Annotated in this window: 10 protein-coding genes and 1 pseudogene; 4 read left to right on the forward strand and 7 right to left on the reverse strand. The window is 68.1% G+C overall.

What is annotated here, in order from left to right:
• From EII35_RS06945 to EII35_RS06955, 3 genes are all read right to left on the reverse strand, one after another.
• Positions 1-397: WGR domain-containing protein (locus EII35_RS06945; protein WP_125227741.1), on the reverse strand; the 397-nt coding region annotated here is incomplete at its 3' end.
• A 150-nt stretch (positions 398-547) separates the two neighbouring features.
• Positions 548-1924 (reverse strand): DNA repair protein RadA, encoded by a 1377-nt coding sequence (radA, locus tag EII35_RS06950; protein WP_125227742.1) that lies wholly within the window; start codon positions 1922-1924, stop codon positions 548-550.
• Between the two features lie 37 nt (positions 1925-1961).
• Positions 1962-2600: a VOC family protein gene (locus EII35_RS06955; RefSeq protein WP_125227743.1), complete on the reverse strand. Its 639-nt coding sequence runs from the start codon at positions 2598-2600 to the stop codon at positions 1962-1964.
• 66 nt (positions 2601-2666) lie between these two features.
• Here EII35_RS06955 and EII35_RS06960 point away from each other — a divergent pair, with 66 nt between their 5' ends.
• The 3 genes from EII35_RS06960 to mfd are packed head-to-tail and all read left to right on the forward strand — an operon-like array spanning position 2667 to position 7895.
• Positions 2667-3473, forward strand: coding sequence for a sugar phosphate isomerase/epimerase family protein (locus EII35_RS06960; protein ID WP_260465046.1), 807 nt, complete (start codon positions 2667-2669; stop codon positions 3471-3473).
• Entirely contained in the window at positions 3473-4381 is a 909-nt protein-coding gene (locus EII35_RS06965) for a proline dehydrogenase family protein (protein WP_125227745.1), read from the forward strand. Before EII35_RS06960 ends, EII35_RS06965 begins: the two co-directional genes overlap by 1 nt.
• A gap of 34 nt (positions 4382-4415) precedes the next feature.
• Positions 4416-7895, forward strand: coding sequence for a transcription-repair coupling factor (gene mfd / locus EII35_RS06970; protein WP_125227746.1), 3480 nt, complete (start codon positions 4416-4418; stop codon positions 7893-7895).
• A 147-nt stretch (positions 7896-8042) separates the two neighbouring features.
• On the opposite strand, the gene EII35_RS06975 is transcribed toward mfd, so the two are convergent.
• The 4 genes and pseudogenes from EII35_RS06975 to EII35_RS06985 all read right to left on the reverse strand — a co-directional run bounded on the left by EII35_RS06975 (position 8043) and on the right by EII35_RS06985 (position 11349).
• Positions 8043-9299 carry an MFS transporter gene (locus EII35_RS06975; protein WP_125227747.1) on the reverse strand — a complete coding sequence of 419 codons (1257 nt, stop codon included), beginning with the start codon at positions 9297-9299 and terminating at the stop codon, positions 8043-8045.
• A complete protein-coding gene (locus tag EII35_RS16485) occupies positions 9283-9714 on the reverse strand; it encodes a 4'-phosphopantetheinyl transferase family protein (RefSeq protein ID WP_260465047.1) in 432 nt (143 codons plus the stop codon). The genes EII35_RS06975 and EII35_RS16485 overlap by 17 nt, the downstream gene beginning before the upstream one ends.
• Positions 9715-9735: 21 nt before the next feature.
• Positions 9736-9930 (reverse strand): annotated as a pseudogene (locus EII35_RS16705) (hypothetical protein); the annotation flags it as partial.
• A 60-nt stretch (positions 9931-9990) separates the two neighbouring features.
• On the reverse strand, positions 9991-11349 hold the full coding sequence (locus EII35_RS06985) for a SidA/IucD/PvdA family monooxygenase (protein WP_125227748.1): 1359 nt from the start codon (positions 11347-11349) through the stop codon (positions 9991-9993).
• Between the two features lie 112 nt (positions 11350-11461).
• Between EII35_RS06985 and EII35_RS06990 the strand changes: the two genes are divergently transcribed.
• Positions 11462-12592, forward strand: a complete 1131-nt coding sequence (locus EII35_RS06990) for an acyl carrier protein (RefSeq protein WP_185744218.1) — start codon at positions 11462-11464, stop codon at positions 12590-12592.
• Positions 12593-12594 lie beyond the last annotated feature (2 nt).

The raw sequence follows: 12594 nt of genomic DNA on the forward strand, positions 1-12594 counted from the left end.
CCTCGACGACGACCTCCCGGCTCAGGTCATAGGCCAACTCGAACGGCGTCACCCTCAGCCCCAGATCATCCGCCGCCGCATCCGAGACCACCACCGGCTCCACCACCACCGGCTCCGCAACGGGAGCAGGAGCCGTCTTCGGCGTCGGCTCGGTGGGTGTCACCGGGGTCAACGCCTGCGTCGACGCCCCCTCCTCATCCGTGTACCCCTTCTTCACCTTGGAGGCGACCTGCTTCTCCGCCTCCGCCAGGGCCTTCTCCGCGGTGTCGTACTCCTTGGTCTTCGTCGTCCCCGCCGACCCGCGTCGACCGTACCGCACGGTCACCGCGGTACCGGCCACGTCGATGTACCAGAACTTGTCAGAACTTCCCTCAGTCAGGCTCAAGCGTCGCTGCATGAGGAGAACCTTAGAGCACCCCACCGACAAAAAATCCGTGCCCGCACAGCACGGACCAGGGGATGGGTCACCGCGCACGTGCGCCAGGGTCTCGACACGGACTGCCCGCAAGCTCGCGGTCCGGCTCGACCAGCGGAAAGGAAGACACCTTCAGGGGCGCGACCCGCTGAGGCCCAGCGTGGCCAGGGCCTGGGCCAGGGTGTCGACCTCCACCACCTTGAGCCCGGCCAGCTTCGGCACCTTGACCGTCACGTCACGCGATCCCTGCGGGACGAGGGCCAGCTCGAAGCCGAGCCGGGCCGCCTCCGCGAGGCGACGCTCCGTGCCGGGCACGCGACGCAGATCCCCAGCCAACCCGACCTCGCCGAGCGCGAGGATGCGCCGCGGATGCTGCCGGTCCAGCGCCGCCGACGCCACCGCCACCGCGACCGCCAGGTCCACCGACGGATCCGTCACCTTGGCCCCGCCGACGGTGGAGGCGTAGACGTCGAACTGGGACAACGGCAGCCGGGCCTTGCGTTCCAGGACGGCGAGGATCATCGCGATCCGGGAGGAGTCGAGGCCGTGAGTGGCGCGCTTCGGCGACGTCCCCGGCGTCGGGGCGACGAGGGCCTGGACCTCCGCGAGCAGCGGCCGCCGCCCCTGCAACGTCACCGTGACGCAGGTGCCGGGCACCGGGTCGGTGTGGGCGGTGGTGAACAGCCCCGAAGGGTCCGGCACCTCCACGATGCCGCTCTCCGACATCTCGAAGCAGCCCACCTCGTCGGCCGGGCCGAACCGGTTCTTCGTGGCCCGCACCATCCGGAACCCGGAGTGACGGTCCCCCTCGAAGGTCAGCACCACATCGACGAGGTGCTCCATCGTCCGGGGTCCCGCGATGGAGCCGTCCTTCGTGACGTGGCCGACGATGAGCACGGCCATGTTCCGGTTCTTCGCCACCCGGGCCAGCGCGCCTGTCACCTCCCGGACCTGGGCGGGCCCGCCGGGGGTGCCCTCGGTGCCGGAGACGGAGATGGTCTGCACCGAGTCGACGATGAGCAGCGACGGTGCGACCTCCTCGACGTGGCCCAGCACCGTGGCCAGATCGTTCTCGCTGGCGAGGAACAGGTCGTCGTGGAGGGCGCCGGTTCGGGAGGCCCGCAACTTCACCTGAGACGCCGACTCCTCACCGGAGACGTACAGGGTGGTCTCCCCGGTGCCCGCCCACTTGGCGGCCACGTCGATGAGCAGCGTCGACTTGCCCACCCCCGGCTCCCCGGCCAACAGGACGACGGCGCCGGGGACCAGCCCGTCGCCGAGCACCCGATCCAGCTCAGCGATGCCGGTGCGTTTGCGGCGGGCGTCGTCGGTGGCGACCTCCGAGATGCGCTGCGCCGAACGGGTCGGTGTTGCGGCCTGGACCTTGCGGAGGGTGGGGGCGCCGCGCTCGACGACGCTGCCCCAGGCCTGGCACTCGCCGCAGCGACCGACCCAGCGCGGGGTGGTCCAGCCGCATTCGGTGCAGTGGAACGAGTCCTGTTTCGCCATGCCTGAGAAGTGTAGGGAGCAGGTCCGACACAAGAGGTCAGACGACGACGGTACCCTTCCGCGGCGACTCGAACGTCACCTCGATGACCCCGGGGTGGGCATTCGGGGCCACCATGTCGATCGCGACGCCGTCGAGGTCCCGTTCCACCGGCACCCCGAGCCAGTCCGAGAGCCGCTCCGCCGAACCGGACAGCCGCACCGACGTGAGCTGCACGTCGGAGGTCAGGGCGCTGGGACGCAGCAGATCCTCTGACACCCACTGCAGGAAGTACGGCAGCTGCGGGTCAGCGATGAGACCTTGGATGCCGAGCTGCCGCCACTCCAGCTTGCGGCCGTCGGGGAACTGCCGCGACCCGGGGACGGAGCTGCGCTCCAGGCGACGCTCGTACGGGGCGATCTCGTCGACGCTCACCACCCAACCGAGCCAGCCGCCGCCCATCTCGGAGCGGGTGCGCACCGCCTGCCCGAAGGGCGCCTTCTCGGCCGCTGGGTGGTCCAGGACCTCCACCACCTCGATGTAGCGGGCGTTCGCCAGCGGGATGATGTGGTTGCGCGTCCCGAACCGGGGATGGAAACCACCATCCTTGAAGTCTGCGCCGAGCAGATCCGCGAGGCGTTCGGCATCCGCCCTGATGCCATCCGGTCCGCTGGCGAAGATCATGTGGTCGACATGCATGTCCTCATTGTGCCCACTGAGCATTCCGCTCTCCCAATCGGGGGTCCGGTCGGTAGGGTTGGTGAGGTGCCCACCCCCACGGTTCTCCTGTCGACCACCGCGGTGTTCCCCGAGGCGACGTCGGATGCCTTCGAACTCGCGGCGGAACTCGGCTACGACGGTGTCGAACTCATGGTCGGAGCGGACCAGATCAGCAGCGACGAGGAGGTCGTCGTCACGCTGAGCGATCACCACGCGGTCCCCGTCCTCTCCGTCCATGCCCCCACACTCCTCATCACCCCCGGCGTGTGGGGCAGCGACCCGTGGGAGAAGCTCCAGCGTTCGGCGGAGGCGGCGCGACGGCTCGGCGCGGACATCGTCGTGGTCCATCCCCCGTTCCGGTGGCAACGGGAGTACGGGCGCGGCTTCGTCGACGGCATCCGGGAGCTCAACCGCACCAGCGGGGTCACCTTCGCGGTGGAGAACATGTTCCCGTGGCGCACCCTCGCCGGCGATTTCATGGCCTACGCGCCGGGCTGGGACCCCACCGACCTCGACTACGACCACCTCACCCTCGACCTCAGCCACGCCTCCACGGCCCGGCTGCGTTCCCTCGACCTCGTCGCGGCGTGGGGGGACCGTCTCACCCACGTCCATCTCACCGATGGGAGGGGCTCCTTCAAGGACGAGCACCTGCTGCCCGGGGAGGGGGACCAGGACGCGTGGGAGGTCGTGCGGGAGCTGAGCCGTCGTGGCTACGAGGGCCACATCGTCCACGAGGTGTCGACGCGGCGGGCGAGGACCCGCGAGGAGCGGGCGTCGTTGCTCGCTGACCTGCTCGCCCGGACCCGCGAGGAACTCGCCGCAGGCGCCCGGCCAAAGGAGGACAGCTGATGAACCGTGCAGCGAACTGGGTGAGATGGATGATCCGGCGATCCTGGTTGTCCCGGCAGGCGGCCTCCTCCCAGGCCCTCTGGGAACTGGCCCGCAACTACGTCGCCGGGCAGGAGGTCGCCGACGCCGTCGAGGTGGCGACGAGGCTGCAGCAGCAGGGCCTGGAGCTCAGCTTCACCCATCTGTCCCGGCGCGACTCCGAGTCCGACACCCCGGCGGTCCTGCAGCAGCTGCTGGCAGCCCTTCCCGAGGGGATGTCGGGGGTGGAGATCTCGGTCAAACCGTCGTCGCTGGGTTTGAGGACCTCGAAGGTCACCGCCCGCGACGCCCTGCGAGAGCTGTGCGTGGCGGCGGCGGAGCGGTCCGCGCACGTCACCCTCGAGATGCAGCGGCCGCATGAGTACGAGGCCGTGATGGCGCTGTACCGGGCCGTGAGGGAGCAGCATCCCGGCCTCGGGATCACCATCCCGGTGAACTTCCGGGTCGCGGAGGCGGAGGTTCGTCGTCTCGGCGCTGAGGGCGCCAGGGTGCGGTTGTGTGTCAGCTCCTACCCGGCGGGTCGCGACGTCGCCATCGTCAAGGAGCACGAGAAGTCGTTGGCGCTGGTCAGGTGCCTGCGGATCATGATGGAGTCGCCCGGCTATCCGATGCTCGCCTCCCACGATCCCCGCATCATCGAGATCGCCTGCCTCCTCGCGCACCGGACGCAGCGCACCCGGGACACCTTCGAGTTCCAGATGTTCCACGGGGTACGGCCCCTGGAGCATCGACGCCTCGCTGACATCGGCTGGACCTCGCGCACCTGCCTGCCATTCGGGACCGGCTGGTACTCGTACCTGGCGACGCGGATCGCGGCGCGGCCGAGGAACCTGTGGGGATACGCCCGGGCGCTGCACGACAAGCGGTGACGGTGCCGCGGCGACGCCGTGACAGAATGGGCCGGTGCGTTTTCCGGGCCTGAGTGCCGCTCTCGAGACCGATGCCGCCATCCGGGCGACCCTGCGTGACGCGCAGGTCGTCGGCGCGGAGGCCCGCGACATCACCTGCGCTCCGTCGTTCTTCGCGACGCTGGCCGCGCTGCTGGCGGAGGCGTCGGGCCGGACGCTTCTCGTCGTCAGCTCCACCTTCCGGGAGGCGGAGGCCCTCACGGCCGAGATCGGCGGCATGATCGGTGAGGACGACGTCGCCTACTACCCGGCCTGGGAGACCCTGCCGCACGAGCGGCTCTCGCCGCGGGCCGACACCGTCGGGCGACGGTTGGCGGTGCTGCGCCGGTTGACCTCGCCGACCCCGCCGCGGGTGCTGGTCGCGCCCGTCAGGTCGTTGCTGCAGCCGCAGGTGAAGGGGCTGGCCGCGATGCGTCCGGTGACGGTGCAGGTCGGCGAGGAGCGTGACCTCACCTCCCTGCTCCAGGACCTCGTCGGTGCCGCCTACCACCGGGTTGATCTCGTCGAGCGGCGGGGCGAGTTCGCGGTCCGCGGCGGCATCGTCGATGTCTTCCCGCCGACCGCCGACCACCCCGTCCGTATCGACTTCTTCGGCGACGAGGTGACCGAGATCCGGCCCTTCGCCGTCGCCGACCAGCGCTCCACGGGCGAGCAACTGACAGCCGTGACGGCCGAGCCGTGCCGGGAACTGCTGCTCACCGACACGGTGCGGGCCCGCGCGAAGGACCTGCTGGGGCGGCATCCGCAGCTCGCCGACATGCTGTCCCGGATTGCCGAGGGGCATGCGGTGGAGGGGATGGAGGCCCTCATCCCCGTCCTCGTCGACGGCCTGGAGCTCATCACCGACGTGCTGCCGCCCCGCTCGATGGTGCTCGTCGTCGCCCCGGAGCTGGTCCGCACCCGGGCGGCGGAGCTCGTGCAGACCTCCCAGGAGTTCCTCACCGCGTCGTGGGCGGCGGCGGCCAGCGGCGGCACCTCCCCGATCGACCTGGGGGCGTCGGCCTACCGCAACCTCGGCGACGTGCGGGAACACACCATGGCCGCCGGCCACAAGTGGTGGACGCTCAGCCCCTTCACCGCGGAGGTCGCGCCCGACGACAACCTCGATGCGGACTCGGTGCACTCCCGTCAGCTCGCCGTCGCCCCCTCCGACGACTTCCGCGGCGACGTCGACGCGGCCGTCGAGCACATCCAGTCGCGCATCCGCGACGGGTGGCGGCTCCTCATCGGCGTCGAGGGCAAGGGTCTCGCGACCCGGATGTTGGAAATCCTCGGCGAGCACCGGATACCCGCCACCCTCTCCGAGCTGGAGGAGGAGCCCGCTGCCGGCAGCGTCCACGTCGTGTTGGGCGGGTTCCGTCGTGGCTGGCGCGACGACGACGCGAAGGTCGAGCTCATCACCGCGGCCGAGCTGTCGGGTCAGCAGGGGCCGGAACGTGGCGCCCGGAAGCTGCCGAGCCGCCGTCGCAACACCATCCAGCCCCTCGAACTGAAGGCGGGGGACCCGATCGTCCACGAGGTGCACGGGGTGGGCCGGTTCGTCGAGCTGATCCAGCGGACGGTGCAGGGGTCCGTGCGCGACTACCTCGTCATCGAGTACGCCCCCAGCAAGCGGGGGCAGCCCGGGGACCGGCTGTACGTCCCGATGGATCAGCTGGACCAGCTGACGCGCTACGTCGGCTCCGAGACCCCGGCGCTGGACAAGATGGGCGGCTCCGACTGGGCCAAGCGGAAGTCGAGGGCGCGGAAGGCCGTCGGCGAGATCTCCGCCGAACTCATCAAGCTGTACGCGGCCCGGCAGGCCACGAGGGGGCACGCCTTCGGCCCGGACACGGCGTGGCAGCGGGAACTCGAGGACGCCTTCAGCCACGTCGAGACCCCCGACCAGCTGGCCGCCATCCAGGAGGTCAAGGCCGACATGGAGAAGGTGGTCCCGATGGACCGTCTCATCTGCGGCGACGTCGGGTTCGGCAAGACGGAGATCGCGGTCAGGGCGGCGTTCAAGGCCATCCAGGACGGCAAGCAGGTCGCGGTGCTGGTGCCGACGACGCTGCTGGTCAGCCAGCACCACCAGACCTTCGCCTCCCGGTTCGCCGGGTTCCCGGTCCACATGGCGCAGCTGTCCCGGTTCCAGAGCGACGCCGAGGCCCGCAAGGTGCTGGAGGGGCTGGCCAGCGGGCGCGTCGACCTCGTCATCGGCACCCACCGGCTGCTGTCGAAGGAGGTCGAGTTCAAGGATCTCGGGCTGGTCATCATCGACGAGGAGCAGCGGTTCGGCGTCGAGCACAAGGACCGGTTGAAGGAGTTGCGGGTCAACGTCGACGTGCTGTCGATGTCGGCCACCCCCATCCCGCGAACCCTGGAGATCGCGATCACGGGGATCCGGGAGATGAGTGTCATCGCCACCCCGCCGGAGGAGCGGCACCCGGTCCTGACCCTCGTCGGGCCGTACGACAACGGCCAGGTGCGGGCCGCGATCCGTCGGGAACTGGCTCGGGAGGGGCAGGTCTTCTTCGTCCACAACCGGGTGGAGTCCATCGACAAGGTGGCTGCGGAGTTGCGTGAACTGGTGCCGGAGGCGCGGGTCGCGACGGCGCACGGTCAGATGGGGGAGGCCCGGCTGGAGCAGGTCATGCTCGACTTCTGGGAGCGTCGCGCCGACGTGCTGGTGTGCACGACGATCGTCGAGGCGGGCCTCAACATCCAGACCGCGAACACCCTCATCATCGACCGCGCTGACACGCTCGGGCTGTCGCAGCTCCACCAGCTGCGGGGCCGGGTGGGGCGGTCGTCCGAACGCGGCTACGCCTATTTCCTGTACCCGAGGGACAAGACGCTCAGCCAGACGGCCCACGAACGGCTGTCGACGATGGCCGCGCACACCGACCTGGGGGCGGGCATGTCGATCGCGATGCGGGATCTCGAACTGCGTGGTGCGGGAAACCTGCTGGGCGGGGAGCAGTCCGGGCACATCGCCGACGTCGGCTTCGACATGTACCTGCGCCTGGTGGGGGAGGCCGTCGCCAACTTCCGCGGGGAGGACACCGAACCGGAGCCGGTGATGCGGGTTGAGCTGCCGGTCATCGCGCACCTACCGGACGAGTACGTCGCCTCCGAACGGCTGCGGCTCGAGATGTACAAGCAGATCGCGGAGGTGAGGACCCAGGCGGATGTCGACGCGGTGCGTGAGGAGCTCCTCGACCGGTACGGCCCGCTGCCGGAGCCGGTGGAGCAGCTGCTGGCGGTGGCGGAGCTGCGCAACCGGGCCCGTGAGCTGGGGGTGAACGAGATCGTCGCCCAGGGCAAGTTCATTCGCTTCGAGCCGGTGTCGCTGCCGGACTCGCGCCAGGTGCGGCTGGGAAGGCTCCACCCGGGGGCGGTCCACAAGAAGGCGACCTCCCAGCTGCTGATCCCCAAACCGACCGACGACCCGGTCACCTGGGCCAGAACCATCCTGGACACGATCGTCGGGTAAACGATCGGCCACATGGGTGCCCTCGCCCCGAACAGAGGGGCTGCGGTATCAGCGACTGGTCGTGCTCGGTGGTAGATCCCTTCTTGTTCGGAGCTGTTCCGACGAGGAATCAGTCCGTCGACGAGTTCTGCGGGAGGGATGGCGGTCTCATCGTCCTAGTGTCTCCTCCAGCCGCCGGGAATCGGAGACTCGTTGCTGCTCGGATCTCCTCCGAGACACGAGGTGTCCCAGCCAGAGAGCGCAGACCACACCCCCGAGGCTGGCGACTGCGAAGGCGATGAACACGGCTCCCGGTGGCGAGGCCAGCCCCTCCCCGGGGGGCGTGCTCATCAGCAGGTGGGATCCGATGACCGGGGCGGCCACGGCCCCGAGTCTTCCGAGTCCGAGGGTGAATCCCAGCAGGCCGGCCCGCCAGGGATCCTCGGTTGCCTCAGCGACAAGTGAGTTGACCAGGTTCTGAGTTGATGGTGATGCCATGCCCAGCATCACCACGACGAGGATCATGCTCATGCCGCTGACGAGTTGGGAGGGTACGAGTAGCAGGCACACTGCACCCGTCAGGCCGGAGAGCACTGTCACAGGGAGAGCCCCGAAGCGGAAGGCGGTCAGTCCGGTGAGGACCGACCCCGCCACGGCGCCGAGATTGAGGAGCATCGTGAGCTGGAAGGCTCCTGAGAGAGGCACGTCCAACTGGGTCATGAGTTTCGTCAGCCAGGTCATCAGCCCGTAGAAGGACAGGAGGAAACAGAAAGTGGCCAGGGCCCCTGCCGTCGCGGGAAGGGCCAGACTCCGCCAGGGCACCGGAGGCCGTTCCTCCCGTTCCGACATCTGCGAAACGGATCGGCTGCGGAGCACCACGCTCACCATCGGCAGCAGGGCCACGCCCAGCAGGGCTCCGGCCCCGAACAGGGGACGCCAACCGAATTGCTCCGCCGTGGCGCGGGAGGCCAGCGCAGCGATCGCCCCACCAGCGGGGATTCCTCCGGTGACCAGTGAGAAGCACAGGGGGATCGCCCCGCTGCTGCAGGAACGGCGTACGGCTGCCATGCACAAGGGCAGCACCACACCGAGACCGCAACCAGCGAGTAGCCGCGTGATCCACATGAACACGACATTCAGAGAGAGCATGGTGCCGAGCATGGCTGCCGAGAACAGGAGCACTCCGCTGATGAGAACCCGGTCGTGTCGCCACCGCGTGCACAACGGGCCGACGGTGAGGCCGCCGAGCAGCATGCCGATGAAGGCGGCTGATCCGGTCAGACCGGCTGCTGCCGTGTCCAGACCGAGGTTTGGGTCAGCCGACATCACGGGAAGGAGCATGCCGTAGACGCTCAGGTCGTAGCCCTCGACGATCATGACGGTCGCCGCTGCGGCGACCACTCTCCAGTCAACGGATCGCATCATTTCCCTCTCGTGGTGTTTCGGGGACGTGAATGGCAGTCAGGAGGTGGTCTCCCGTCACTCCCCAGCGTCCGTGGAAGTGTGTGATGGCTGTGGATGGGGCTTCCGGGCTCGTGACGAGTGCTCGGAACACCCCGGGACCGAGGGTGATCGCACACTGGTTGAAGTCCAACCACAGGTGGGTGAGTGGATACCAGGCCTTGTAGACCGCTTCCTTCGCGCTGAAGAACAGGCGGTCCCAGGCGGTCCGCGGGTCGTGGGTGGTCAGGGCTGTCGCGGTGCGTCTCTCGACGGGGTTCATCACCATGTCGTGAACCCCGTCCGGGAGGTTCTGGTTGGTCTCGGAATCGATGCCGATGGTCCGCGTCGTGTGACGTCGCGCCACTGCTGCCGCCCGATACCCGAGGCAGTGGGTCATGCTGCCCACGATGTCGACCGGCCACAGTGGCTCACGCCGTGGACCGGGAGGCACCGAGGCTGGCGCAACACCCAGGACGCCCATGGCCTGACGAGCACAGTGACGTACGGTGGTGAACTCTCGACGTCGTTTTTCGACGGCATGGGCGAGATGGACCTGCTCGTCGGGAAGAAGGAGGGCATCGGGGGGATCCTCTGAGGTTTCGTGCACGGCCACAAAGGTCGGCAGCAGAGCCTGGAATCCGGTTACGGTGATCCGATCGATGGCGGACAAGGGTCAGGTTCTTTCGACGCGACCCGTTGGGGCGAGCTCAGTGGGGATCCTGGGTTCGCCGTCCTCATCCGCCAGATCTGGGGTGGACATTCCCACCCCGAGACCAGCCAGCACCCGATCCGACAGCTCTCCCAGGCAACTGAGATTAGCGAATCCCGGTCCTTGCCGCAGGCCGGAGAGGGTCGGTAGGAACAGCTTCGGCTCAACTCCTGTCAGGCTGAGGTCGGTGCCGATCCGTTCCTCCACACGCGCCGGAGTTGGTACCCCCCTGCAGGCGGCGGTCAGACGGGTCAGTACCTCTTCGTCCATCAGTTCGGTGAACCAAGTGGGGCTGTTGCCGCGTGCGTCCACAACCAGGTCGAAGTTCTCCTCGCGGGTTCCCAGCACGGGATCGGTGATGCGGATTGAGATGAATTCCCTTTGCTGCGCAGCGCTCTCTGCGGTGCCGCGTAGATGGGAGACACGATCGTCGACGTGGAGCAGATCCTGGGTTCGCCTGGAGAAGACACCATGGTCAGTGCGGGAGATGACATCGCGGCGGGCGGTGTCGTCCAGGGTGAGCCAGCGGGTGGGTTCGGTGTACAACGAGTTCTCGAACTGGCTCTCCCCCCGCGAGAAGATTGTCGCCGCTGGCGAGATGACGTGGATCTCCTGGCACGGGTGACGCACCAGTTCGTTGATGATGCTGGCGGCGCTCTCGCCCCCACCGATGACGGCGATGCGGTTGGCCTCAGGTAGGGAGCCATCCGTCACCGTGTGCCAGAAGCTGGACAACGAGTGGACCTGGGGCAGTTCCGCGATGCGGCGGGAGCTGGTGCCGGGGCCGGTGATCATGAGTGCGTCGGACGCCACATGGTGCTGTTGGCCGTCATTGAGGTGGACCTCCAAGGACCAGCGGCCCGGGTCGGAGATGACCGAGATCGTGCGGATCGTTCCGGTGAGCAGGTTCAGATCGGTGCGTTCAGCCACCCAGGTGAGGTAGGCCGCCCATTCCCGGTGGCGTGGCGCCGGATGGCCGCGGTCGACCCATGAGGGGTAGCGACTGGTGTCGATGAGGAACTGGGGCCAGCTGACCTCGAACAGGAAACGGTCCACCTCCTGATTGAGTGGTCGGATCCCGTGGGCATCGGGAGGATCAACGATGCGGGTTCGGTACGGGAAACCCACGTCCTTCATCGGGGAGGTGCCGAGCAGGTGGTGTCCGTTGGTCCAGCCACCGCCGGACAGCCAGTTGCCCCCGACCCCTTGAGGGTCGATGACCAGGATCTCAGGTGCCGGAAGCCCCATGCGACGTAGGGCATGCGCCTTGGCCTGAACGGCGATCGCCTTGGGGCCTGCGCCAAGAACCGTCAACGACAGCATTAATCACTCCTCCAACTCTTCGCCGAGATGAGACTTTACGCAACGTAAATATATGCATACTGTATGAGGCATGCCTAGCCTAAGTGATCAGTCGGTGGCTCATGGGGCCTTCGTGGCAGTCGCCCTGAGTGACGGTGAGTCCGCTGCCGCCCTCCTGTCGCGCTGCGGGTCTGGCCTCATGGTCGAGGAGGGGTCCTCGTCGGCTGGGACGCAGGAGATCCTGAGGTCCGATGCCCTGGGGGTGCCCGGCGAAGGACATGTGGTGCGGTTGAGGGTTCATCGACGTGGCAGGTCGGCCCTGGTCACGGCGCTGGCAGGTGAAGGCATGGATCTCGATGGGCTGTCCCAGATCTTGGACCGGGTGCTCTCGGGTCTTCCTGTGCCAGCACTGACAGGACAGTCGAGGAGCAGCCAGGGCACGGCCATCGAGTACGAGCAGGCCCAGGCAAGCCTTCCCCGGGATCTCTTCGACGACCTCATGGCCCTGGGTGAAGGAGAGCCGGAGGATGTCCTCGTGCGAGTCGTGGCAGCCATCTCCGGACTGCCCTGCCAAGGACGTGTCGAATCCGTGTCACCGTCTGTTCCCTGGCCCTGTAGTCCTCGCCTCGCGCTGAGGTCCATCGAGAGCGGCGGGGAGCCCATGATTCGTGTTCTGCTCAGTGAAGCCCTCGCCAGCAATCAAGCTCGTCGCGAACTGGAACGTCACGGACCTGACATCCAGGGGCAGTTGTGCTCGGTGACGGCAATACGAGATGCCGCCACGGTCAAGCTGCTGGTGCGCACCATTGCCGGGGTGGGAGCTTCGCGAGTGCTCGCGGTACTGACGGAGGTCGCGTCCAGCTGGGTCGAGGCGCCGGACACTGCCGTTCCCGCGTCGGATCTGGCTGCGGTCCTGCAAGGTGCGCATGAGACGGAGGACCACACGGATGTCCTGCCCGGCAACGATTGGGAGCAACTACTGGTCGATCAGGTGTGCCGTCTTCTCGAACGACCAGAGCGTGCCGTCAGCCTGCGCGACAATTTCTTCTCCTTGGGCGGTGACAGCATGACGGCTCTGCAACTGGTGACTGCCGTGAGGGCCCTGGGGTGGCAGATCGAGGTCAGGGACGTCTTCATCAGCGCCAACCTCAGAGCCCTTGCTTCCAGGATGCGCCCCGCAACCCCGGAAGTTGCTGCGGCGGCACCCATGAGCGCCTCCGGGCTTGACACGGAGACCCTCAACCGGCTCGTCAGCGAGGAGTAGGG

It is taken from the genome of Arachnia propionica, from assembly GCF_003932785.1.
In the GTDB taxonomy this organism is placed as follows: Bacteria; Actinomycetota; Actinomycetes; order Propionibacteriales; family Propionibacteriaceae; genus Arachnia; species Arachnia propionica_B.